The following is a 26585-nucleotide window of genomic DNA, read 5'->3' on the forward strand; positions in this document are numbered from 1 at the left end:
AAATGGGACAGAAAGAACAATTTATTGGAACGTGGAGATTAACCGAATTTTTTATTAGGAAAGTAAATGGAGCGAATTTGTACCCTTTTGGAAAAAAGCCAAGCGGAATGCTTATATACAACAAGGATGGGTATATGAGTGTTATTATTACGGGTGAAAAGCAGCTAAATGAAGTGACTCTTAATTTAAAGAATACTTCAACAGAAGAGCAGGCATTAGCCATCCAGCATATTTCGTATTGTGGTTTATTTGAAGTACAGAAGAAACTAATCATACATTCCGTATTTACAAGTATCTTTCCTCAATGGAAAGGTATCCAACTCAAACGATACTATCATTTTAAAAAAAATAAATTAACTTTAACCACAGAACCTTTAAATATAACGGAAATGGATGAAAGAGTTGTACTAATTTGGGAGCGAGAAAATTAAAAACATATGACTTATAAAAAAATTATAAAATTAAAGGAGATGATAAAAATGGGATTTGAATACGTAAAGCAATTAAATTCGGGCGATTTAAAAACATATGTTATTGATGGTTTTGAATTAGGTCGTCCACGACGAACAGGAACTTATGTTTTGATCGGAGATGATGGCGCTACATTAATTGATACATGCACCAGCCCTTCCCTTCGGTATATTATAGCAGGATTAAATGAACTAAAGGTTGAATTAACTCATGTTAAAAATATTATTCTTACACATATACATGTTGATCATGCAGGTGCTGCAGGACTTTTGATGAAATGCTGCCCAAATGCAAAATTATTTGTACACCCTATGGGAGAAAAGTTTATGCGCGATCCACATAGTTTAGAAAATAGTCTTAAAAAAATATATGGGACTAACATGTTTAATAATCAGTTTTATCCTCTAATACCGATCCATGAAGCGCGTATTCATCCTGTAGAAGATAAAGAAAAATTAAAAGTTTCTGAGAAGCGTGAGTTGCAATTCATTTACACTCCTGGACATGCTGAACATCATATTAGTATTCATGATCTTGATACAAATGGAATATTTGCCGGAGATGCAATTGGAGCATATTTCCATTTTCCTGAAATCCCCTTTGATTTATACTTACCAATAACTTCACCGCCTCATTTCGACCGAAAAAAAATGGAGGATTCAAAACAAATAATTCAGACATTAAGACCCAGTAAAATTTATTTTGGGCATTATGGTGTTTCAGAAAATTTAGATGAGATATGTTGTCAGTTTGATCATTGGTTGCAACGATTTATTACTATAGGCAACGATGTTTGGAGAGAAGAACAAGATGTAAAAAGAGCTACTGATATTGTTGCCCAAAAAATATATGTGGAAATTAAAGAAAAACTTAAAGAGGAAGGTTTATCATTAGAACATCCTTTTTTTGTAAAAGTAAAGCCGGATATTGATTTTTGTGCTATGGGGATTATTCGTTATATAAAAAATATCGATAAAAACTTTAATGTATAGACATAAGCCCTATAGAATTAGGAAAAGATATGTTATACATTTCAATAAAATAAAGAGTATACACATAAAACAGTACCTATGGGTACTGTTTATTTAAAAGGTAAACTTAGCAAAATCAAATATCCTATTATGTATATGTATTTTAATGTTTATAATTGGATATTTCAAGGAAGGGAAGTGAGTACATGCATAAAATCATGATAGTAGAAGACGATGAAAAACTCTCTGATTTACTTTATTCTTATATCACTAAATATGGATATCAAGCGGTTACTACAAAAGATTTTGAACATGTTCTGGAGCAATTCAAGGATATTCAGCCTGATTTAGTTCTACTAGATATCAATTTACCGTATTTTGATGGTTTTTATTGGTGCCACCAAATGAGAACGATATCCACTTGTCCAATTCTTTTTGTATCAGCACGACAAGGAAAGATGGAACAAGTTATGGCTTTAGAACACGGGGCAGATGATTATATCGTGAAACCATTTCACTATGAAGTTGTAATGGCTAAGATTAAAAGTCATCTTCGGCGGATTTATGGTGAATATGCCCCAAAAGTAAAAGAGAGAGTGATACAGCAATCAGGATTACAATTGTATCCAGAAAAAATGGAATTAAAATTAAAAGATAGGACTAGTATGCTTACAAAAAATGAAGCGCTATTAATAGAAATTCTCCTAGAAAGGTGCCCAAACGTTGTTAGTCGCGAAAAAATGCTAGAAAAAATTTGGGATAATTATACGTATATAGATGATAATACACTACGTGTAAATGTTGCACGTGTTCGAAAAAAACTAGAAGAACTTGGAATTAAAAATGCACTGGACACAGTTCGAGGAGCGGGATATCGTTTGAAAATAAACTGGGATAATGATGGGGTACTATAATGAAGTTGTTTTTACGTGAACACCTACCTTTAATTGTAATGATAATTTTACAACTTATTGTCACTCTTATGGTGTATTGGTTAGATGGCTATCATCATATACTAACTGCTTTATATAGTTTATTTTTAGGGATTTGTTTTTTAATTGGATATTTAATCTATCGTTATTATAGCCATCGTAGATATTACAATACATTGTCTCATCCTTCTCGAATTTTGCAGGAATCAATACAATATATGGGGGATACGCCTATATCCATAGCTTTTAGACATGTATTAGAAGCGAAATATAACCAATATCAAAGTCAATTAAAGGCATGGGAACATAAACAAAAGGAGCATTTAATATTTATTAATCAATGGGTACATCAAATGAAAACGCCTGTATCTGTAGTGGAATTAATTACACAAGAAGAGCATGGAGAAACGTTTGAAAGTATAGCGGAAGAAATAGATCGTATGAAGTATGGGCTAGAAATGGTACTACACATGGCGAGATTGGAGACGTTTGAACAAGATTTTCATGTAGAAAGAGTATCGTTAAAAACACTAGCTCAGGAGGTAATTTATGAAAATAAACGGTTTTTTATCAGAAATTATGTGTATCCAAAAGTACAAATCATACAGGATTACATTGTTGAAACAGATATAAAATGGCTCAGGTTTATTCTCAATCAACTTCTGTCTAATGCAATTAAATATTCTGCTGGCAGTAAACAGAACATTACAATGATTGTTTTTAAAAGGGGGACATCTGTTGTCTTAGAAATCCAAGATCAAGGTGTAGGAATTCCCAAAGAAGATCTATCCAGAGTTTTTCGGCCGTTTTATACCGGCAAAAATGGAAGGAAGTTCAAAGAATCTACTGGGATGGGATTATATCTTGTGAAAAATATTGCAGAAAGATTAAATCATGAAATTGAAATAGAATCTGAAGTAGATAGAGGAACGAAAATTCGAATTATTTTTCCTTATGCAAGCTAGGGATGAATGCAATTCGGAATTTTCAGAACTCTTACGAAGTTGTTATGCATTCGTAAGGAAAATCGATAGGATGAATACATGTTCTCCGTTACACTTAGTATTATAGAAAAAGAAAAAGGAGACAAACAAAATGGAAATACTCACGGTAAACGAACTAAGTAAGACCTATACGGGGAAGGTATCCTATGAAGCACTTTCTAATATTAATTTAAATATAAATAAAGGAGAGTTTGTAGGGATTATGGGACCTTCTGGAAGTGGAAAAACAACATTGCTAAATATGGTTTCTACCATTGATTCTCCCACATCTGGAGAGGTATTGATTAGCGGGAAAAATCCACACTGTTTATCAGCTAACACTCTTGCTGAATTCCGAAGACGTCAGCTAGGATTTGTATTCCAGTCTTTCAATCTGTTGAACACATTGACAGTGAAGGAGAATATCGTTCTCCCTTTGACCTTAGATGGTATGAATGTCAAACGGATGAATAAACGTGTAGAAATAATTGCAAAAAAGTTAGGCATCCAAGAAATATTAGACAAGCGTACGTATGAAATATCAGGTGGACAAGCACAAAGGACAGCTATTGCGCGTGCTCTTATCCATAAACCGCAACTTGTACTAGCAGATGAACCGACAGGAAATTTAGATTCAAATGCGGCTAGAGATGTTATGGTGTTATTACAGCAATTAAATAAAGAACAAGAGGCAACAATGATGCTGGTTACACATGACCCAATGGCTGCGAGTTACTGCGACCGCGTCGTATTTATCAAAGATGGTAAATTGTATAATGAACTATACTACGGAGAAAGCCGTCAAATCTTTTACCAGAAAATTATGAATGTACTTGCTTTATTAGGAGGACGTAAGGATGAATTTTCGACAATTCGCGTTTAAGAACGTCAAGCGCAGCAAACGAACCTATGCTGCACATTTTCTCAGCAGTACATTCTCTATTATGATTTTCTTTACGTATGCTTTGCTATTATTTCATCCGAATTTAGAAGGAGAATTAGCTTCTGAGAGTACAACAATGAGTTCACTCGCAACAATCGGGATGCAAATTTCTCAATCCCTTATTTTCATTTTTTCTTTTTTCTTTCTTTTGTATTCTGTCAGTGCATTTTTAAAGACAAGAAAAAAGGAATTTGGGATTCTTATGATACATGGGATGTCTCATAAGCAACTGAATACATTAATATTTTTAGAAAATATGTTAATTGGGATTTCATCGATTTTTTGTGGCATTTTAATTGGATTGATTTTTTCAAAGCTGATTCTATTACTAAGTACCAATATACTAGCTATTGAGACTGGACTTCCTTTTTATATACCAACTAAAGCAATTGCGATGACAGCTGGTACGTTTATGATTTTATTTTTATTAACTTCGATGTTTACTTCTAAAATGGTAAAAGTCAACCAGTTAATCGAATTGATGAAATCAGAGGACAAGCCTAAATCAGAGCCAAAGGCATCTTGGATACAAGCATTTCTTTCCCTTCTTTTCATTGGAAGTGGATATGGCTTCGTACTATATTTTGTGTCAACGGTCAGAATTGATTTTACTCCTATACCGTTAGTTATTGGAGTAATTTGTACTATAATTGGCTCATATTATTTATTTTCTCAATTGAGTGTATTTATCATCGGTAGGTTAAAAAAGAAAGAGTATATTTTTTTTAAGAAAACAAACCTTCTCACTATTTCTGAATTAGCGTATCGCATGAAAGATAATGCCACGATGTTCTTTATGCTAGCGGTTATCTCCGCTGTTTCTTTTATCGGAATTGGTACATGCTTATCTCTAGGGGATTCAGCATTATATGAAATGAAAAAACCACCATTTGCATTTACCTATACTTCACAAGAAGGAAACACATTAGAAGAGGCGCATATTACAGAAATAAAGAGACAACTTTCAGATGCAGGGCTGTCTTATCAACTTGGTACTATAACTCCGAAAAGTAGTAAGAATAACATCAGGTTGATAAAACTAAGTGAGTATAATTCTTTAGTAAAGGCATTAGGGTATCAAGTAGAAACATTACAAAATGAAAATGAGACTATATTAATTCCCACATCTGCTACGGCAATGGATAAATATCAAAAAGGAATAGGGATACCTTCTCAAATAAACATTTTGCAAGGAGACGAAGATATTTCATTTAGAGTGAAAAAGGCCGTTCCCTATTTAGTGGAGCCAAGCGGATATGGTGTTACTCTTGTGGTTTCGGATTCTGTGTATGATACGATTCCAAACGGAGATGATATGCCTACTACTAAAAAGTATGGGTTTACTGTAAAAGATTGGGCCGAAACGAAAAGTATAGCAAAACAATTAGAGTCACAATTCAAGGAGGATAAAGGTTCAAAATATAGATTTGGATCCTTGTATACTGAGTGGCATATGTTTAAACAAGGGAATGGCATCTTATTAATTTCTAGTGTATTAGTGGGTATTGTGTTTTTTACTTTTGCATCCAGTTTATTGTATTTCCGCCTTTATGCAGATTTAGAAAGAGATCAACAGCAGTATGAAATGATTGCAAAAATAGGACTAAGTAAAAAGGAATTAAAACAGATTGTCACACGCCAGCTGTCGTTGATGTTCTTCCTACCTATACTTGTAGCGGTGATTCATAGTGGAGTAGCATTTTTAGCTTTACAGCAATTAGTTGAATTCTCCATTTTAAATATTTCTATCTTAGTATGTTTTAGCTTTATTGGAATACAAATACTATATTTCTTTATGGTTCGATGGGGATATTTACGAAAACTGTATACAAGGATTTTATAGATATAAAATAAAATAAGAAATGGAGCAATAATGATGAAAAAGCTACTGTCTATTTGTGGAATAGGATTATTTATGATTTCAATGCTTGGTGCGTGTTCTCTGTTTGGGAGTAACAAAGAGCCATTGAATGGGCTGATGTTACTAGGTGAAGAACAGACATTGAAAAAAATAGAAACTGAACATAAAAAAGAGATTAATTCTGCGGCATATTATAAAATAAAGCAAGTAGAATATGATGGTGAACAAGCATTTATCATGGATAAAGAAACCGCAAAAAAAGTGATGGATAGAGGCATTTTAAGAAAAAGAGATAATAGTAATGATACGATAAGTAGCGCCCCCCTATTTTCTTTACCAGCTAGTAAAAAAGAAGAAGGAATCTTATTTGCCCATAAAGACAAAAAAGATGTAAAAACTGTGATTTTAAATGGTACTAATGTAAACGTAAAATATGATAGTGATACATGGTTTGGGCATATGCGGGAGAAATTTAATAAAATAATAGTGATTGTAGATAACTCGAAATTCCAGAAAATCCCTGCTACAGAGATTGATATGAGCATAGTAGAATTGAATAAAGGTTATGGAGAAAATAAACCGTCTAGTTCTGATAATGTTGAAGGAGTACAGAATGCAAGTGAATTTGAAAAATTAGTTAGAAATATGGAAAGTGATGTTATACGTTTAATGCCGATTTCAATTATTAAAAAATAAAAATTAACCGATTCCTTAATGTACAGGGAATCGGTTAATTTGTGTCCAAAATATGTGTAAATGTACAATTTTCCCAAAATGATATGGTGCCCCCATGCTTATCAACTTAAGAATGGAAGCAAAATGTACTTTCATTTTGTGGGGGAAATTCTTCCTAAAATATAAGCCTACTTTTAATCATACGCATACAATATAAACTCTAACTGGTTTCATTTTTTTATTATGCAACTTTCGTTTATTTTTTTACCCATTATACTCATAAACAACACCCATAATATTAAAGACGGTATTCTTCTTATATTGATGAGATTTCCGTCCGTTCTTCTGTAGGAGGAGGCATACGGCGAAAAAAAGAAAATTGAACATTAAGGAATATCTTTACATATAGTTGAGAAATAAAAAAGCTGATTAGGATCTTCGTTATATAGTGGAATATGAAAACAGTGAAAAAAATTCCTAGTGGAATTGAATTATGCTGTTAAATCAAAGATTTCAATGATAAGATACATCTGCCTTTTGACCATATATATAGCTTCTATTCCAGCAATCATTTTTGTAGCTGTTTGTAATTCTTTTAATCCAAGCATATTCCGAATACGTTTTTTGATAAAACTGTGGTCTTGTTCAATAATATTGTTTTATTATTTTTTCACATGAAGTGGTATGCACTGTTCGTCTTTTAGTTCCCGTATAACAACAGGATAAGATTTATCCCCATCAGCAGTTATAGAACGAGGTCTTGCGTTGCGGCCTCATATTCCAGCCTTCTTTTTTTCGACGTACAAGGAATTAAACCTGTTATTCGAAATGATTTGAATATTGAATATCTCTCGAATTTTCAATAGAACCGATTTTCTATTCCCTAATTTTCAAATTTATCTACCCTAGAAAATATATCATAAACTAAAACTCGTATTAAATTTATTGCGTTAACCAAAGGTCCTTTTCGTTATATTTAACGTATATCATCAGGTTTATAATAAAAGGCGCACTATTGTTTTACCTTATAAAATAATACAAATAAAAATAACTGCGGTAGTATGTCAACTGAAAAATAAAAGTGTTTTAGGTGATCAAAGGACAATTTGCTTAGAAAGACATCACAATACAAGATCAGTAAAGGATGTAATTTACTGACGAAAAAGGAGTCTGAATTTTCTCCTTCGCCATTTAAAATACAAGTTTTTATACCAAACGAACTTACATCTAGACCAACAAATAATCTAACGTAAGAGAGCTCCCTTCTATTTAGAATCATTTCTTGGACGTCTCGAGATATCTCTAGTGTGTAAGCCGACCAACAAGCTCGAATCTAGAGCAACTATCATCTAGGTTCGAGCTTGTTGGTCGGCGAGTTGGGAGTCCCGCACGTTCACTGAGAAACACTCTTTTTTATGTGGTAACTCCACAGGAGAAATAAGAATTGTCCAAAATGCTCCTATAATCATTATCTAGAAATATCTTGAGGCGTCTAAGTGTTAATTTACGAGTCTCATATGAAACAAAATAAAAATAATATGCGAGGAGAATTATGTATGAAATACAAAGATCGAACACCTGCAAAACGTAAATACAAACAAGCATTACTTGCTACAGTAGCAAGTATGACCTTAGGAGTAAGTACATTAGGAAGTATGCCTTCTGCATTCGCTGATGAAAATACAACAAATATCCCACAAGCAACTTTTGCATCAGCAACTGATGAACCCGTTTTCAAAAGAGAAAGCAATGGAGCTATTACAGTTTTAAAAGACAAACTATTCAATATAGAAACCTTAAAAGCAGTTGGTTCATTAGGTGGAGATACATTAAAGCAAGCCTGGGCTGATTCTAAAGTAGATGGTGGGAACTTTAACAACACTTTTAGAACTTTAGCCATGGGATCAGCAGCAATAATTCCATATGGTGGATTAGTCCTTTCTCCACTAATTGGGCTACTATGGTCAGCGGATACGACAGATGAACAGAATCGGTTAAACAAATTGAAGCAGGAGATTTTTGAGCAAACGCATACACAAATTACAAAGCATGATTTGGAAGAACTTGAACAAAAACTAAAGAAACTATATACAGATTTAGAGGAATTTGAAAAAACAATAAATCCTAACGGCAGAAAACTTGCTGCAGCACCTTCAGTAGGTGATAAAGCAGCTGCCATTCGATCGCAAGCGGAATTTATTCATAACGATTTTAAAAACCTTATATCAGAATCTCAAAAACCGTCATATAAAGAAGCTGAACTTCCTATTTTTATGATTGCAGCAACGGCTCACTTGAACTTCTTGCACTTCATGGAACTTCACGGTAAAGATCCTAAAATAAACTATAGCCATGACGGACTCGAACAAATGTTTTTAAAAGATCAAAAACGAGTCCGTGAGGAATACGTCAAATACGCAAACAACATCGCTCAGAAGGATTTAGATCGTGCAGATCGGTTTGCCACAAAAGGAGTGCCAGAGCTGTTTCATACACGCGCCAACGCTGACACTCTCGGAGCCCGTATTATGACAGATAGTATTAAGAAAGCTATCCAAGGAGAGAACGAAAACCTTGAAATAGCATTAAATAAGACCATAAATAATATAGCTTTCAAACAAGCAGCAAACATCAAATCTGAGTGGACACTGGATCAAAATGGACGACCTTTCTACTACAGGCTAGATGGTAATATACAAACTGGATGGAAAGAAATTTCAACTTCATTTGCCACTAGATATGACTTCCTTGGTGAAAAATGGTTAAAAGAACAAGGACTTTCATATTCAAAGTATTACTTCAGCCCTGAAAAAACTGACAAATTCGAAAAAGGTGAGATGTATAGAGACACGACACAAACTATTAATGGGAAAACTTATCAGTTTAGTAAAGATGGTAAGTGTCTAAATCCAGATGGAGTACAAAAAACTGGTTGGGTTCAGCTTGGGGATACATGGTATTATGTAAGCCCTACAGACAGTACTAAAAACTCCTCAGGCGAAGTATTTAAACAGGGGAAAGTAGTAACTGGAAAGGTTGAAATTAAAGGGAAAACTTATTACTTCAAACCTGCCACAGGAGAAATGGCGACTGGATGGACCAAAACTGGAGATAAGTGTTATTACTTCAGTCCAGAAGACAACACTAAAAACTATGACGGCACCACATTTAACAAAGGTGAAATGACGACTGGATGGATGCAGATTACGAGACTTGAATCGAGCAAAAAAATTACCGATTATTATTACTTCAGTCCTACAGACAACGCTACAAACAACTATCAAAAGGGGAAAACATTTGCTAAAGGACAAATGTGGACTGGATGGATGCAATATACTAAAAAAGATAATCCAGCTAATGGAAATGATAAGTGGTACTACTTAAATGATAGTACTGGAGCTATGCTTCATGATACTACTACTCCCGACGGCTATAAAGTCGATAAGAAAGGTGTACAAAAGTAAAACTATATAAATTATATGTACAAAGATACTTATCCAATTAACAAACATATAAACTAAGTGAAAGAGCAATCTCTATAGCCCCTGAGATTGCTCTCTTTTTTCATATTACAATGAATTTCCCTCGTCAAAATTCGTCATATTTCACAAACCTTCGTTATTCATATTCCAATATGCTTGAAAAGGTTTATTAAACTGGGACATACTGGTACTAATAGTTCTGTTTGCAAAGTTTTTTGAACTAAGCTAAACTGTAGAGAAAATAGGCTGAGGAGAATGATGTATGGGATATTTTAAAGAAAAACGACGGTTACCAAAATAATATCTTTCTTGAATTGTTTCTCTTTAAAATATCTCATTTTGGATTCTCCTCATCACAATTTTTTTAAAGTTTAGCTGAGTGTTGAAATCTTTGTAACAGAACCCCAAAACACCTCCCATTGTTAGTTATTGTCCAACAATTGGGGTGCAGTTCATCATCAGACTCCGTCTTTTCGGTATACAATGAATTACAACAAGTAGTAGCGGTTGCTTAAACCCTATCGTCAATTTATAGTCCTTTCTATATTTTTCTAACGGTTCTGTTGCAAAGTTTGAAAAACATAAACTTATTTACAAAATACGGTTAATATTTAAGGGATTCTGAATAATCGCTGTAATTCCTTGTACGTTGAAAAAGAGAAGTCTGGAATGTGACTTCTCTTTTTTGTATATAGCATGAATGATTTCGATTCCTTTTATGGTACGAAAAGCGTGACGAAGATTTTGAAATCCTGCGGATTTAGCAAAACGTCGCTTAATATGTTTATGATCCTATTCGATGAGATTATGCAAATGCTGAGCGGTGTAATGTTTCGTATGCACATAAAAACTGTTCTTTTTCAATTTTTTTGAGCGCACAGAATAGGGCGTCAGTTGTGAGAACTATCGGTTCTCCAAAAGCTTTTACTAACCTTTTCATAAACATATAAGCAGATTGATGATCCCTTGTTTTACGAAGTTGGATATTCAAGGTGTACCCTTCCCGATCAATCCCACGATAAAGATAACGCCACTCGTCCTTGCCTTTAATATACGTCTCATCTAAATACCATACGAAATATGCCGATTTGTTTTTCTTCTTCCACATTTGATAAATCAAATTTCCATATTCATGAATCCACCGCATGATGGTTGTAGGAAGAACCGATATGCCACGTTCTCTCCATCACGATATCTTAAAAAACGACAGTAATAGCCAACGGCTACTAAAATAATGTCCTTCTTGAATTGTTTTCCTTTAAAATAACCTATGCATCATTCTCCTCAGCCTATTTTTTCTACAGTTTAGCTTCATTTAAAAAACTTTGCAACAGAACCTACATTAGAATGGTGCATAGTCCTGAGCTTAGAAGACATATATAAATTGGTTTAAACAAAGGAGAAGCAAAACATGCACTTGCTCAAGCTGTATTTTTCAATCGTTTAGGGGGAATTCATGATCGTTCTCATGAAGATCAATTACATAGAGCAAGTGGTTTGCAAATTCTTATTTTAGCAATTGTATTATGGAATACGCTATATATATCACGTGCAGTAAATGCAGCACGTGCAAAAGGCATGCACATTCCAGAAGAAGATTTACAACATATATCTCCACTTGGATGGAAACATAATATACGTTGACAGGTGATTATGTTTGGAATTAAAACCAAAAAGCAAGCTTTAATAACTTAAGACCATTACCAAAGAAAGACTCTATAAAAAAATGATAAATTGAATAACCGATTCCTTAACGTACAGGGAATCGGTTAATTTGTATCTATACGTACAATTTTCTTTTTTGGATATGGTTACCCCTATAAGATTATATAAAGGGCCTTTTTATATCAAGAAAAGTAAAATATAAACACTATAAATGCAATAGACACATAATAATTTTAATTTTATTCCACTTATTTCGACAAGGTAAAAAAATCAAAAAATGGATTTTACAAAAGTATTTTTTGGAATAGGCATTACAGCTCAACGCCTATAATAATAATAGGATTTGAAATGAACAATTTTATTATTTTTATTAAAAGGGAGTGTAAAACATGACAGAAGTTCTATACGAAATGGCTGGAAATTTATACGAAGAGACACGAGCAATTGAAAATGTAAATGAGGAATTCAATTTATATACATGTCCTTCTACACCATGTACAATCCAGTGTAATTAAATTAAAAATTATATAATAAGAAGGACACTCTTTAGGGGGGTCCTTCTTATTATATTTTCATGTTATAAACAGCTATCAATATATATTGAAGCTAATAAATTAATGAATAAAGGAGAAAATTTCATGGATCCTCTAGACAACATACTTTTTAGTAATGAGAGAATAAAAATAAATAAACAGCCTTCAAAACATCTACAATTTGAGAATAATATCGAATATATTTATCAACAAAATACAGGATTAAGAGAAAAAAGTATAAAAGATATCCTACAGTTCGAATCCCTTGAAAGTATAAAATTAATATACAGCGATTTTATTAATAAATCAGAGTATAAACTAAATACTTATCGAAAAATACAAAAAGAAATTTCAGAGCAAATTTCAAATGTTAATAATGATTATAATATTTTATTCTCCGCATTTCTTTCTAAGATATCTGTATATCTTAAACAACAAATTATAAATTCAACTAAATATCAAAATATTAAAATGATAATTTCTAATGAAGCAATCTTTTTCGAGAAAATACAGCAGCAATTTCAAAAACAAATATATAAATTATCTTACCGTACTTTAGTATTAGATTATAATTTTCAAAAAGAAAAAGAAGCATTAAAAGGTAATACTGAGAAAAAAAGAAGATCACACTATAATCAAGTATTATTAAATGATCCAATCTATATCATACAACTTTTCAATCGCTTTCCATGTTTATTAAGAATAATTTCAAATGAAATTAGACAGCTAAAAAAATTTATTATAGAGTTGCTTCACCGTTTTAAAAAAGACCATAAAGTTGTTACTATTAAATTATTAAGTAAACAACAACAAAATATAAAATATATTGATTTTGGGTTAGGCGATAAACATTGTGACGGCCGTAGAACTACCAAAATAGTATTAGAAAAAGATATAATCATGTACAAACCACGAAATACATCTCCTGATTTCTTTTATGCAGAAATGATGAAACTATGGAATCAAAAAGGAACAAGGTATAATGTGAAATGTGTAAAGGGAGTATATAGAGAAAATTACAGTTGGTTTGAATATATTGAATATAAAAAATGTACGGATTATCAACAATTAAAAGATTTTTATAGACGTCTAGGTATTCAGCTAGCTTTTTTGTACGCATTGAATGCTACAGATTTTCATTATGAAAACATAATTGCACAAGGCGAATTTCCAATATTAATTGATTTAGAATGCTTATTTCAAATACCTAATGCTTATAAAGATAATAAATTAGAAAGGAGTAATGACGCTCAATCAATTGTAAAGCATAAGATTGCAACATCAGTTTATTCGGTAGGATTACTTCCAACATCTTTAGGAGAAAATAATATTGACATCAGTGGCATTGGAAGCTTAGATAAAATTAAAAGTATTAGAAAAGTTCCTCAAATCAATACACATACAATGCAAATTGAACAAAAATTCATAGAGTTAGAAACTAAAAATAAAAACAAACCTATTTTATTTAATAAACCTATTAAGACCTATAAGTATACAAAATATATATTATGTGGTTTTAAAATGGGATATATGCACATAAAAGAAAACAAAAGTGAATTATTAAAATTAATAGAAAAACACAAAATGAAATTACAAGTTAGGTACCTTCTAAAAGGAACAGTAGATTATACTTCTATTTTAAATCTAAGTGTTCATCCACGCCTATTACATAATTATATAGATAGAGAACTTTATATTGCAAAAATGTGCGCGCTGTATAACAATAAAGCCATTTTTAACAAAGAAATTGCTCGTGATGAATATAAAAACCTTATAAATGGTGACATCCCTTACTATTTGAATGAAATTACTTCTAAACATTTAATTAATTCTAAAAATAATGTAATAAAAAATTATTTCACAAAAACTCCTTATGATTTTGTAAAGCAAAAAATAGAGTGTTTCTGTACAAATGATTTGGAAATTCAAATGGACATAATTAAAGGGGCAATGAAATTAAACACACCTTTACAAACTACTACCGCTTCTCAAATTATTTTTGATAATATATATAAAGTTCCCAAAAATGAATACCTTAAAGAAAAAGCAATAGAAATAGTTGAACATTTAAAAAAGAAAGCAGTAATTGGGTGGGATTCCCAAAATTTATCTTGGATAAATACTTCAATTATAAATGGGAAGTTTCATTTAATCCCTATGAATGACTCATTATATGATGGACTATCAGGAATTTCCTTAATGTATCTTTCTTTATGGAAAATTACTAAAGAAGATGATTATCTAACAACAGCGGAAAGAATAGTTTCTGACATCATGTCTCGAATAGATTCTACAAAAAATGATATACCAATAGGAGCATTTACAGGTTTTTCTTCTATTTTATATACAGTTTTAAATTTCTATGCTCTTACAGATAAAGCAGTATATGCGTTATATGCAAAAAAATTAATACTCATAATTCGTAATAAATTACCAAAGGAGCGCTTTTTAGATGTAATTAGTGGCATAGCAGGTACGTTAATAGTATTAATTAGATATTATGAGTTAACTAGAGAACTTGAAATCTTAGAGTTAGCAAAAAAATGCGGTGATTTAATAATTAATAAAGCAATTAAAGTTTCTTCACAAGAAGTAGGGTGGATTACGATAGATAAAAAACCATTATCAGGTTTTTCTCATGGTAATGCAGGGATTATTTTTGCATTACACCTTTTAAATAAGCATATAAACTCTAAAAAAATTAAAGATATTATTAATAAGGGGCTTCAATTTGAAGTAAATAATAAATATCAAAGCCGTTGGAATGATTTAAGAACTTCCAAACCTGATTCGGATATTGAGGCATGGTGTCACGGTTCTGCAGGAATATTACTTAGTAGATTAGAATTGCAATCGTCAGATGATAACTATGTCACAAATCAATCAAAAATAGACATTGATCACGCAATATCAAACATTAAACAATCTGGTTTTGGGAAAGAACAAAACCTGTGTCATGGTGATATAGGTAATGCTTTAATAACGTTAAAATATGCTCAGTACACTCAAGAGGAAAAATGGAATTTAATACTTCAAGATTATTTTTCAAAGGTTATTCCAGCATATATTTTAGAATTACAAAATAACATACAGCCACCGGGATTGATGACTGGTTTAGCTGGTGTTGTATATGGATTGTTGCTATTTTACGACTCAAGACTTCCAAACGTTTTGACACTAGAATTAGGAAAAACTACAAACAAATAATTCTTGGTCTATAAGTAGACTATTCATAAAAAAGATTATTGGGGTGTCTATTATTTCTAAAATTTTAATTAAACAATTTGAAATGACAAGAAACTGTTTTATTCAAGTAGTAAATTCTGTCCCTAAAGAACTACTTCATATACAACCATCGTGTTTTAAGAACACAATACAATGGCAGGTTGGTCATGTATTAACAATTACCGAACAGTATATATTTGAATTCCCTGAAAAATCAATGCATATCCCAAAAAATTATATAGAATTTTTTGGCGAAGGAACAAGTCCTTTAAACTGGCCTAAAAATGCCCCTAAAATAGAGGAATTGCAAAAAGCATTGAAAAATCAACTCAATCGAATACGTAAATTATCTTTAAAAAAATTAGAGGAAACGTTAAAAGAGCCTGTATTGGGATATACAACCTTTTACGAATTAGCAAGTATGTTGTTATTACATGAAGCCTATCATTTGGGACAGATATATTCTATACACAGAATTATTGAAAGTGAAGCTCGGGCACCATCAACAAAATTAAATAAGAAAAATACTTAAAATTTATTATTATTTAAACTGTAATATTGTTCTTCCACAGATGCTCACATATCTATCTTGATAATTTAGCACTTATTTGTTTACAAAATAGACAAATAAGTGCTTCTTTAATCCTGATTGATGTACTAAAATTATTTTATCATTCCTTGGAAAAATAACGGCTAAGAATTCTGTACTTTTACTACTGGTTCTTTTGGAATGAATGTGAGAAAGAAAAAAATATAGTCTCAACTTTTATTCTTATTTATCCAACCTTTACCATATTATTAATGTTCTGCTGTCAATAATATTTAATAGTTACATTCTTTCTTTTAAACTTACAACTTGACCACCGTAATCTATTCTTTTTTGGGTGTGATGAAAAGAGTAAGGCTGTCACATTTTTAAAAATAATAATACTTGTCGTACAATAAGAATATTAAATTTTAATACTCATAAAAATACATCATTATGAACTGTTGAAATAAAAACAAATTTATACAAAAATATTTATTTTACCAGTTACTGTTTTTGGTTATATTTCTGTAATAATAGTTAGTGGTTTTAGAGGTTTGGCATGAATATTTTCCTTTCCTTTCAATGTATAACTATTATATCTTATACAATAGTTATACATTGAAAGGAAAGGAAACACCAATTTGATTTGTATTACTCTTTGAAAATATGTATGTTTATTTATATTATAACTTAAAGTACAGTTTAATCCTATGGGCTCAGGAGAACTGTGCTTTTTGTTATGTGTAAAGGTTTGATAATGTGATGAAAATTAAAATGAAATATTGGATCTACAATATTTAGTCGGACTATCAAGAAGGCCGTAAAATCAGAGCATTTCAAATCTAATTCTAAAGATATTTTTAAATCATCTATTGAAAAATATCTAAGTTACTCAGGAGCAAATGTATTTTACGTTAACCCATACGTACTCCTTCACAAAAAATACAAATAAATTTATATACTACTACATATCAACAGTTGGATGAAACTATACATATCTGTTAAACAAGTCTGATGGAATACTACTAGCGTATGAACGAGTGTAATATGTAATCTGTATTATTAATTAATATGAATAAAGTCTATTGTTTGTTTTTTATTCATTTAATTTATTTTCGTACTCTAGTTATAAAGCTTTTTTATATTTTTTATCTAATAAATAAAAAAAACAAAAGCACCCATTACCATAATCTTGGTAATGGGTGCTTTATTGATATATAAATCTTGTATAAATTAAGCGTATGACCTTAATCATTATGACCGTTTGGTCTAACTAGCTGAGCTAAAAATCTGATTTGAAAAAGCACCCGAAAGGGTGCTTTTTCTTTGTTACTGATAAAAAGATTTGTTTTCTTACCCAATACATATTACATACTATGAACAATAACACCTTCTATACAAATTTATCATTTATAAAGGGAATAAGAATACGTTTTTTAACTTTGTCAAAATTAATAATAGAGTTGTTGTTTTTTAGAATAAAGTAAAATGAATTTTTGATCTAAAAAGTTCTTGATAGGGTTAATTGCACATGCCCATCAAGCTAAGGTTGGGTATTCCAGGAACTTCCGTTCTTGTTGCCTACATGCTTGATATTTTGTTTATTTGTTTTTAAAAATACGCATTCCAAATAAACCTTAATAAGGTTTATTTTTAAAAGTTATGCAATTTTTTTATTTAGATTGGATATAGTGCACTGATAAACAACGCCTAAAATATCAAAAACTGTCTTTTTCTCATATCGATGGGATTTCCGTCCGTTTTTCTGTAAGAGGTCAAACAGACGAAGAAAAATTTTTGATACTTCTTGAGTGTCTTGTTGTATAGCTTCATATACTAAGTACAGATGATCTTGAATCATATAAATTGCTTTATATTCACTTAATTCTTTTTGTTTTTTCTGTAGTAACAGCTGTCGCATTTTGAACATAGTGGAAGAACAAAGAAAAATAGCGATTAACTGTCCATAAAGATGACATTCTAGACGCTCTCGCTTAATATTGTGACAATGATTGATACCAAAAAGAGATTTCCATGTTTTAAATACAATCTCTATTTGCCAACGTAGAGAGTAAATCTCGTGAACATGTTCCATCGCAACAATTTCCCATGGGATGTTGGTAATATAAACATTGATTTCTGTTAAACGTTTACTTTTTTCAGAGTATGTAACCCCTTTTTTCTTTTCAACATAAGTTTGCTGTTTCCTACGTTTATGAACTTGAGTTGATGTGAGTCTATATATTACAACCCGTGAGGGGAATTTTTGTTGTCCAACATAGGCATTCTGAATTTCATAAGTATCTCCTGGTTTTATCTGATGCATGACATGTTCAAGGTCAAGTAAAGCATATAAAGATTGCTTTTTTACTGTCCCATCCCGAAAGAATTCTGGAGATTCATTTTTCACATATACTCTATTATTTAATTTCAACCGTGAAACATAGAATACCCCTCGCTGATCCATCTGATCTAAATCTTTTAGAGAAAAGTATCCTAAATCTCGGATACATAAATCTCCTGGTCGTAAGGTATCCAAACATTCTGTACCAAAGGTTTTATCATTATTTTTACCTGGTTCCATTTGAAAATTGAGGAATTTCCCACTATGTAAATCATACTCTAGTTGAATCTTAATACCAGCTGTCTGTGCACATCCTCCTGAACCAGGATAAATAGAAGCTAAATGATTGGGTACTTGGAAAATAGTAGCATCTAAAATACGTATACGTTGACAATAAGAGGTGTATTGATTTGAGATTTGAGACGAATCGTTTAATTTGCTTTTGATTAAAAGAGAAAATACACGTTGTAGAAATAAAACAGCACATCGGTTAAAACGTTGATTAAGTCCTTCTGGACTTATAAGTGTAGCTGTATTTGCATAAAGCTGACTACATAATCGAGTAAGAGAATCGCTTGCTACCTGTTGACTAATCCAGATACATAAGGCAGCCAAATCTCGTGCACCATACTTACTTTTACGTTTTACAAAACCTACCTCTTGTGCGAGTTGTTGAAGAATATGTGGAGATAGATATCGCTCTAGTTCTTCAGCAAACAAATGAAACTCATCTTGAATCGATAGATTCATACAAAAAACGCCATCCTTTCTGTATATTTCTACAAAAAGAATAGCGTTTTTTTCGTTTTATGGATACAAATTCGTTTTTTCTTGATGAGCTGAACCACATAAATGGTTTAACTATGCTATCAAAACGCTTGGAGAAATCTCCAAGCGTTTTCGGTGTGTTTAATTTTATTTTTAAACAAGATGCACACTTAAGTTGTGGAAAGTAAATTATGTATTTTTTGTTTTAAGTGATACTAACAAAAAAATTATGAAATGAATGCAATATAACAACCGACCATAACGAACTTGTCTTTTTAAACACAAACCCAAAAATTAATCCAAGAAGAAAAACATATATTTGACTCCATAAATTTAAAAAATCCCCGTTATAAATCCAGATTGGATAGTGTATTGCTAAAAATAAGAAAGCTGTGATAAGATTGGCGTTCCGAAAAGGTAATTTTTTACTAATCTCTTGCAGAATTAATCCCCTAAATACAATCTCTTCTGTAATTCCTACTAAAAGAATAGCATTAAGATAGTTGTTGAAAGATAATGTGAAGTCAAATGTTTGATTATTAGGCATATAGGTTTCAAAGGCAAAATATAAACCAAGTAGCAATGAAAGAACTACCCCAAAAAATAATCCTTTTTTCACATTGATATTTATTTTTAAGTAGCCAATTGGATTAGTCTTTAAATAATATTTTATGTATAACCAAGTTGGAACAATCCAAATGGAAATCTTAATTAACGCAGTCAAAAAAGCTGCAGTAGTATCGCCAAATAAATGAATATATTTTGCTAACCATAATTCTTTAAAAGTCCAAGCGAGGTAAAATACGAAAAGATACAATGTAATTGGTTTTATATCACTAATTTTGTTTTCACTTTTTACACCTAATTTTGTTTCCATTTGTCCCTCCTAGAATTTGATATGTTTAAAATTTTCCGTCGATTAAATTTATTAAAAATCTTGTTCTACTAAACTTCTTCATCAGTTCAAGTACAACATTCCACAATCTGTATATTTATTTTAACATAAAATTTCCATTTCCCTTCAAAAAAATAAGTTCGCTCGATAATTACCCCGTTCTAATCGGATAGGTAAATATTAAAATAGTAAGGATACCGCCCCACATCCATTAACTTAAGAAATTGGTAGCTCCCTAAAACGAAGAAAATGAGTTGAATTCTCATAAATAACGGTAAAACAATAAAATTTTCGTCTTGGGGGCACTTCAAAATTTTAGCTTGATGGGCATGGGTTAATTGCAGAGACTATGAGTATATCTCTGATAAGCTCTTCAATACATGCTGAAATTAATAATTCACAAAAAGAGGCGAACTCTACAGCTTTAATGATTGAAAAAAGAACAGGAATTGAAAGTGCATCAGGCATAGTAAAAATTCCAAACGAATTAAACTCAGAATCTATTACTATTAAGGGTAGAAAGGAGTTTTTACATATTTCTCTCCTAGAGTTAAATTCAGATAAAGTTATCCAAACAAATAATGTAACTCTTATTTATCAAGAAAAAATCAACCAACTGATTTAGCTTTATAAACTACCAAAGATGGCTTTCAATCGTTAATTAAGATTAAAAATCAATTGGCTCCAAAAGAATATGAGTTCATTATTATATTCCGAATGATAGAAAACTAGTTGCATCTGCGGAATATTCGGATAAATAATATGATACAGACGAAATTTTTATAGCCGACTCAGAAAATATTATTCAAAGTGTATTTATGCCAGCTTGGGCAAAAGATGCACATGGAAAAACAGTTTCTACACATTATAAAGTTGATGGAAATAAGTTGATTCAGATTGTTGAATTTGATAAAAAATCTACATTCCCAGTGATTGCCGATCCTGGTTGGATAAAAATAGGTAAATGTTCTAGTGCTTTAGCTGCTTTTGTAGTAGGAAATTTAATTACTGTTTCTAAATTAATTAAACTCAAGAAATATATTAATACTTAAAGTGTTTTGGAGAAGCTGCAAAACTTCTTGTACAAGCATCTACTTGAGAAGATAAAATACTTTGGCAGCAGGTCTATCTGGAGAATTAACTGGTGCTACAGGGGTATGAGCTGCCTGTAAATAGGTATTTGAAATGAAATATACACTTACTGGGATTGACCTTTTGTTTAGTTTGAGTATTTTAATATTCGAATTAAAACATTTAAAAAATACAATTTCAACGTATAAAATATCAAATTCCAAAATAATATGACAGGTTCTGTTTATTCTATTGCGGTAGATAGTGTCTTTATCTCTATTTTTATACTTATGTCCACTTGGCTTAACAATTCAAAAGTTGATTTTTTAGTAGATGTACTATTACCAATTTTTATAATTGTAGGTGGAATAGAGAGTTTTAAATATCTTTTTTTGAATCTGCAATCAAATCAATTTAAAATAAATGATTGGAGGAAAGTCCGTAAAAGAGTGGCAAGTGGTATCCATCACCTTAGTAGTAGTATGACTCATGATGTGAGATGAGTGGCCTCAAAAGCCCGCATCTCTTCGATGGATGAAATAGATGTATGAATTACATACGCTACATTAGCAATGTTTTTAATATGAAAATTACTATTTAAGATAGTTTTTAGCACGAATGATACGGGTATCAATTATACATAGAAATGATGGTAATTTTTCTATTTCCTTCCTAAAATGAATTATCAATGTCTCCCAATTGACTATATTATATGATTGAGTAAGGGCTTGCTATATATCAATTAATTCCTTTCAAATTTATGTATATACACCATTTTTACTGATTGTTCATTATATTAAAAATGTTATTAATGATCGATAAATTTTATAAAATTATTGAATGATGACAGTTGTTCCTTCACTCACCTTAGCATATAACCACTGAATATCTATATTATCCATATGTATACAGTTTATATTTGTGATCTTTTTGGTATTATTTTCTTGATTTTTTTCACATATTCCATAATTAGCATCATTTTTTTTGGTGCTTTTCAAACTAATTAATGGAAGATTTAGCGATTTTCCGTCAATATTTTTATATGAGTGATATTTGGGAACTGTTTTCACTACAGTATATCTACCCGAGGGAATCGATTTCTTACTTTGGTCAGTTATTATGAGAAATTCTTTAATTAATAATTTATGTTTTACATAATATAACTTATTTTCAAAGCGTTTAATAACTATGTATCTTGGATTTGAAATCGATGCTTGTACTTGTTGTACAAATGTTAATGTGATTATTATGGTCAACATAAGCTTACATTTGAATTTCAACACACTACACCTCTTATAACTTATTTGGATTTATCAAAACTATTTAATACTACCTACATCCCGCACTTTTACATTTACTTTTATATCTATGTTTGCTTTAGATAATTCTTTTCCCCATTTTTGTTCATAAGGTACCCAATTTTTATATTGAAATGCACGAGCATATAACCCGAATCCAATAGGATCTACGTTTGCTTGTTTAACTTTTTGGATAAGATGTGTTAATTCTTTTGTAAATTGTTGAGAAATAGCTTTTTCTAATTCCGTACTAGTTATAGATGTGTAGGAGCTAGGGTATTTCTCTATAATTTCTGTCCCCATATTAATTTGTATTTTAAATTTAAAACGGTTCGTATATACTACTTTTGTATCAACATTTATTCTCTGTGCCGAAATACTAATCCATTGTTTGTTTACTTGCTTGAGTGGATTTTTTATTGTAAATGGATAATCCCCATTTATTTTCCTTTGTAATAAGGTTAATAATTTATTTTCATTTGGACTTAAGCTTTCTTTAAACAAATTTTGATAGTCCAAAAGCATTGTTCCTGTAATTTTTATTTTTTCGTTATTTAACCTTTTAATGCTAGAAATACTAGGAGTTATCCCTTTATCTTTAACTTGTCTATACAGTTCCTTAAATGTAGTTTTAACAGTAACATTTCTGTCATTCCCTGTTTTGATTAATTTAACTAAATAATCTGACAGGAAGTTTTTTTGAGGAGAATGAGAATTAATAATATCAGAAACTTTCCCATCTACACCAATGATTTTGGCAGTCATAGTATTTTGAGGATCACGATAAAAAGGTTCTAAGTATTCAAACCAATTCTTTTTTTGGAGAAGTTTTTTTCCTAAAAGAACAATCTGAATTTTACTTCCAGAAATAACACCTGGATCTACAGTATCAAATTGATCTCTTGCCTTTCGAACTGTGATATCTGTAGCATGATGTTTTTCCTCGTTTCGCTTTCGATCTTTATTAATTAAAGAATTTACTACATATACTTTCAGATGATTTTTTTGATCTATATCAATTCCTACTATTAATGTCGCAGCCACATCTTCAACATATACTTGGTCATAACAACCAGTGAGCATTACTATACAAATAAGAAAGCATAATATTTTCCTCATCATTATGTATCACCTCCTTAATTTTGCTACCAATAACATGAATATAGGGAATATGTAAGCTGTTCCTAATCCTACATGTGAGATTAAGCTCTTCCAACTTTGTACCTGACTCCATGATGGATGTATCAAGAAAACACTCAAAATAATACAAATAAAAAAAATAAAAATGTGTATATTCTTTTTTTTTTGTTTAGTTAAATTACTTATACATACTAAACTGGCATAAATATATGGAGTCCATGCAGTAAAAACTACAAATAGATATAAAGTAATAATGATTAAATCAAATCTTTCTAAAAAACTAACCTCAATGATCTTAAGTATACTTAGAACTGGTTGATTATAAGAAGTTATCTCATCAGGACTAAAAAATATATAGCAGGATATTGTCATAAAAGTATAAAATATCAGGGTAATGCTATTAGCAATTATTACGGCTTTAGTTGCAGCCTGTTTTCTTTTTAAATAAGGATACATCCAGACTACCATTTCAAAACCTGTAAATGGAAAGATAGCCTGAGGAAAAGCATTCAAAATACTACTAATTCCATTTTTAAAAATAGGAAGCATATTTAATAAGTTTCCTTCTTTTAGAGGTATTAAAAATAATAATACAATCCAAATCGTCAGATAAAATACAATTTCGCAGTAACGCCCTAATACATAAACATTTTCGGCTACAACGAGATACGTAGGAATTAAAAATAATAAAATTAAGAGATAATCAGGTGTTTTTGGGAGTAAATTCCCCTTAATATAAAGCATACCGTTTAATAAAATAACCCATGCATAAAAAGAAAAATAACAAATATAAACTATTATGAGAGCTTTCTTTATATATTCATTCATTTTGTTATTCGATTCTTTTGTAAAATATATTTGATATCTTTTAGCAACTTGTACCCAAGCTATACTAGCGATTGTAGAAAACACATAACAAAAAGGGAGGACTAACCATCCATCAGTTCCGGTTTTTTCTGCCAATGTACGGGGAAGAAAGAGGATTCCTGTTCCAACCTGAGCACCATGAATAATAAAAATAAATTGGCTTAAAGAAAGTATATTAGCATTATTAATTTTAGGTATCATATGTCACCTTTGGTTTCATTTTTATATTTAAGAATGAAATTTTTAAATTTATAAATTTGCAATGGGAAAAATGAGACTCCATAGGGGGTACCCATAGAACGAATACTTAATATATGTGCTAGTAATATCATAAGGCCAATAATAATACCTACAAATCCAAACCATGTAGCTAATAGCATCATTGGAAAACGTAAATATCTAACAGCTAAACTCATATCGTAATTAGGAACCGTAAACGATGCGATGGCTGTTACAGAAACGATAATAATCATGATATTACTCACAATTCCTGCTTGCACGGCAGCTTGACCTATAATAATACCTCCAACAATTCCCATTGTTTGTCCAATAGGAGCTGGTAAGCGTAAGGCCGCTTCTCTCATCATTTCTAAAGTGATTTCCATAATCATAGCCTCTACAATTGCTGAGAATGGAACATTTTCCCTAGATTCAGCTATTGATAAAAATAATGGAACAGGAATCAAACTATAATTAAATGAGATTAATGCAATATAGGTAGCTGGTAAAATGAGTGCTAGAAAAAATGCAACTATACGTAATATTTGAAGAATAAAATTAATCATCCATCGTGTACTAGAATCATCTATATTTCTAAAAAAACTTAGGAAATTTGTTGGACCAATTAATACATTAGGTGAATGATCAACTACTATTACAAATTTCCCCTCCAATAAGGAAGATACAGCCGTATCAGGTCTTTCAGTCAGTAAAAGTTGTGGAAAAGGTGAATATGGATTATCTTCAATATGTTTAACCAATTCGCCTGTATTAACTATTGAACTAACCTTAATATTTTCTAATCTATACTGAATCTCTTCTGTTATTTGAAAATCAGCTTTTTCCATTAAATAAAGCACATGAATTTTTGTTTTTCCTTCTTCACCAATTTCTGTAGATGTTACAGTTAATTTAGCAGTGGGCAAATAATTTCGTATTAAAGCAATGTTTTTCCCAGCAGCTTCTACAAATCCTTGATGTGTACCTTTTATAGATATTTCATTTTTGGAATCAGATGGCTCTCGATTAGGTCCACCTTTAATTTCGAATTTATATGCTTCAATATAATCGTTTACAAGGAGAATAGCATTTCCTTCTAATAAACTTTCTTGAATTTGATTAAGATATAGCACTTTTGAAATGTTCCCAAGGGGTATAATTAGCTCAATTTCAGGGATAAATTCTTCTCTTAACAAAGGTTTAAGAATACTGTCATTAATGTCTTTTTTATCAGTCAACTCTGATAGATAAACCAAAGCTAGTGTGTGATAATTTTCTTTCTGTATCCTTCTTATTACCAGGTCCGGAGCATCCCCCAAAGATTTTTTTATAAACTCAATATTTTTATCTAAAGAAGCAATTATCTTCGTATTCATACAATTGTTCTGATTAGATTCTTTACCTGAGAATGAGATTTTTTCCATAAGTTTATTCCTCGTAAAAAATGATTTTGTACGCTTATTATTAAATAATTACATAATAAATATGTGCCAAAATTGTCTATTGTTCAGACAAAATAATCTTGTACATTAATGCCTCTTAATCATTACAATAGTTAAGGCGTATAGGATCAACATCATAAACGATAAAACCAAAATATTTTAGAGGTGAAAATAATTACAAGTACATAAAGGGCAGAGATATGTAACACCTTAAAGGATACTTTATTGTTTTAAAGTTCAATGACAAATCTTTTCGTCTATAACAATCGAC

General features: G+C 31.0%; 19 protein-coding genes and 4 pseudogenes. 14 read left to right on the forward strand and 9 right to left on the reverse strand.

Annotation, left to right across the window (positions count from 1 at the left end; genetic code table 11):
• The first annotated feature begins 2 nt into the window (after positions 1-2).
• From AU379_RS24785 to AU379_RS24815, 7 genes are all read left to right on the forward strand, one after another.
• Positions 3-431, forward strand: a complete 429-nt coding sequence (locus tag AU379_RS24785; RefSeq protein WP_061139963.1) for a lipocalin-like domain-containing protein — start codon at positions 3-5, stop codon at positions 429-431.
• 48 nt (positions 432-479) lie between these two features.
• Positions 480-1463 (forward strand): MBL fold metallo-hydrolase, encoded by a 984-nt coding sequence (locus tag AU379_RS24790; protein WP_061139964.1) that lies wholly within the window; start codon positions 480-482, stop codon positions 1461-1463.
• Positions 1464-1648: 185 nt separating this feature from the next.
• Positions 1649-2356 (forward strand): response regulator transcription factor, encoded by a 708-nt coding sequence (locus AU379_RS24795; protein ID WP_061139965.1) that lies wholly within the window; start codon positions 1649-1651, stop codon positions 2354-2356.
• Positions 2356-3339, forward strand: coding sequence for a sensor histidine kinase (locus AU379_RS24800; RefSeq protein WP_061139966.1), 984 nt, complete (start codon positions 2356-2358; stop codon positions 3337-3339). The genes AU379_RS24795 and AU379_RS24800 overlap by 1 nt, the downstream gene beginning before the upstream one ends.
• Positions 3340-3469: 130 nt before the next feature.
• Positions 3470-4240 carry an ABC transporter ATP-binding protein gene (locus AU379_RS24805; RefSeq protein ID WP_061139967.1) on the forward strand — a complete coding sequence of 257 codons (771 nt, stop codon included), beginning with the start codon at positions 3470-3472 and terminating at the stop codon, positions 4238-4240.
• Positions 4215-6143: an ABC transporter permease gene (locus AU379_RS24810; protein WP_061139968.1), complete on the forward strand. Its 1929-nt coding sequence runs from the start codon at positions 4215-4217 to the stop codon at positions 6141-6143. The genes AU379_RS24805 and AU379_RS24810 overlap by 26 nt, the downstream gene beginning before the upstream one ends.
• 33 nt (positions 6144-6176) lie before the next feature.
• Positions 6177-6857, forward strand: a complete 681-nt coding sequence (locus AU379_RS24815) for a lipoprotein BA_5634 family protein (protein ID WP_061139969.1) — start codon at positions 6177-6179, stop codon at positions 6855-6857.
• Between the two features lie 470 nt (positions 6858-7327).
• Here the strand turns inward: AU379_RS24815 and AU379_RS29995 are convergent.
• Both AU379_RS29995 and AU379_RS30405 read right to left on the reverse strand, forming a co-directional pair.
• Positions 7328-7597, reverse strand: a pseudogene (locus tag AU379_RS29995) (DDE-type integrase/transposase/recombinase); the annotation flags it as partial.
• A 392-nt stretch (positions 7598-7989) separates the two neighbouring features.
• Positions 7990-8115: pseudogene (locus tag AU379_RS30405) on the reverse strand (IS110 family transposase); the annotation flags it as partial.
• 277 nt (positions 8116-8392) lie between these two features.
• Here AU379_RS30405 and AU379_RS24820 point away from each other — a divergent pair.
• On the forward strand, positions 8393-10300 hold the full coding sequence (locus AU379_RS24820) for an insecticidal delta-endotoxin Cry8Ea1 family protein (protein WP_061139970.1): 1908 nt from the start codon (positions 8393-8395) through the stop codon (positions 10298-10300).
• A 609-nt stretch (positions 10301-10909) separates the two neighbouring features.
• Here the strand turns inward: AU379_RS24820 and AU379_RS24825 are convergent.
• A pseudogene (locus tag AU379_RS24825) lies at positions 10910-11590 on the reverse strand (IS6 family transposase).
• A gap of 78 nt (positions 11591-11668) precedes the next feature.
• Here AU379_RS24825 and AU379_RS30005 point away from each other — a divergent pair.
• From AU379_RS30005 to AU379_RS24840, 4 genes and pseudogenes are all read left to right on the forward strand, one after another.
• Positions 11669-12048, forward strand: a pseudogene (locus AU379_RS30005) (Tn3 family transposase); the annotation flags it as partial.
• Between the two features lie 324 nt (positions 12049-12372).
• Positions 12373-12498, forward strand: a complete 126-nt coding sequence (locus tag AU379_RS31175) for a hypothetical protein (protein WP_269769372.1) — start codon at positions 12373-12375, stop codon at positions 12496-12498.
• 123 nt (positions 12499-12621) lie between these two features.
• Positions 12622-15723 carry a type 2 lanthipeptide synthetase LanM family protein gene (locus tag AU379_RS24835; RefSeq protein ID WP_061139972.1) on the forward strand — a complete coding sequence of 1034 codons (3102 nt, stop codon included), beginning with the start codon at positions 12622-12624 and terminating at the stop codon, positions 15721-15723.
• 43 nt (positions 15724-15766) lie between these two features.
• Complete coding sequence (locus AU379_RS24840) at positions 15767-16273, forward strand: DinB family protein (RefSeq protein WP_082770009.1); 507 nt, start codon at positions 15767-15769, stop codon at positions 16271-16273.
• Positions 16274-17930: 1657 nt separating this feature from the next.
• Here AU379_RS24840 and AU379_RS24845 read toward each other — a convergent pair.
• Together AU379_RS24845 and AU379_RS24850 are read right to left on the reverse strand one after the other, a co-directional pair.
• Positions 17931-19364, reverse strand: a complete 1434-nt coding sequence (locus AU379_RS24845) for an IS4 family transposase (protein ID WP_061139973.1) — start codon at positions 19362-19364, stop codon at positions 17931-17933.
• Between the two features lie 223 nt (positions 19365-19587).
• On the reverse strand, positions 19588-20259 hold the full coding sequence (locus tag AU379_RS24850) for a type II CAAX endopeptidase family protein (protein ID WP_061139974.1): 672 nt from the start codon (positions 20257-20259) through the stop codon (positions 19588-19590).
• Between the two features lie 367 nt (positions 20260-20626).
• Between AU379_RS24850 and AU379_RS31075 the strand changes: the two genes are divergently transcribed.
• Positions 20627-20902, forward strand: coding sequence for a hypothetical protein (locus AU379_RS31075; protein ID WP_253724517.1), 276 nt, complete (start codon positions 20627-20629; stop codon positions 20900-20902).
• A gap of 193 nt (positions 20903-21095) precedes the next feature.
• Positions 21096-21329, forward strand: a complete 234-nt coding sequence (locus tag AU379_RS31080) for a hypothetical protein (protein WP_232487807.1) — start codon at positions 21096-21098, stop codon at positions 21327-21329.
• Positions 21330-22181: 852 nt separating this feature from the next.
• On the opposite strand, the gene AU379_RS24860 is transcribed toward AU379_RS31080, so the two are convergent.
• The 4 genes from AU379_RS24860 to AU379_RS24875 are packed head-to-tail and all read right to left on the reverse strand — an operon-like array spanning position 22182 to position 26296.
• The gene (locus AU379_RS24860) at positions 22182-22631 is read right to left on the reverse strand and encodes a L,D-transpeptidase (protein WP_061139975.1); all 450 of its coding nucleotides are present in this window, start codon (positions 22629-22631) and stop codon (positions 22182-22184) included.
• A gap of 36 nt (positions 22632-22667) precedes the next feature.
• Positions 22668-23768 carry a Ger(x)C family spore germination protein gene (locus tag AU379_RS24865; protein WP_061139976.1) on the reverse strand — a complete coding sequence of 367 codons (1101 nt, stop codon included), beginning with the start codon at positions 23766-23768 and terminating at the stop codon, positions 22668-22670.
• A gap of 6 nt (positions 23769-23774) precedes the next feature.
• The gene (locus AU379_RS24870; RefSeq protein WP_061139977.1) at positions 23775-24854 is read right to left on the reverse strand and encodes a GerAB/ArcD/ProY family transporter; all 1080 of its coding nucleotides are present in this window, start codon (positions 24852-24854) and stop codon (positions 23775-23777) included.
• Positions 24851-26296, reverse strand: coding sequence for a spore germination protein (locus AU379_RS24875; RefSeq protein ID WP_061139978.1), 1446 nt, complete (start codon positions 26294-26296; stop codon positions 24851-24853). The genes AU379_RS24870 and AU379_RS24875 overlap by 4 nt, the downstream gene beginning before the upstream one ends.
• Between the last annotated feature and the right edge of the window lie 289 nt (positions 26297-26585).

It is taken from the genome of Bacillus sp. JH7, assembly GCF_001563515.1.
GTDB lineage: Bacteria > Bacillota > Bacilli > Bacillales > Bacillaceae_G > Bacillus_A > Bacillus_A cereus.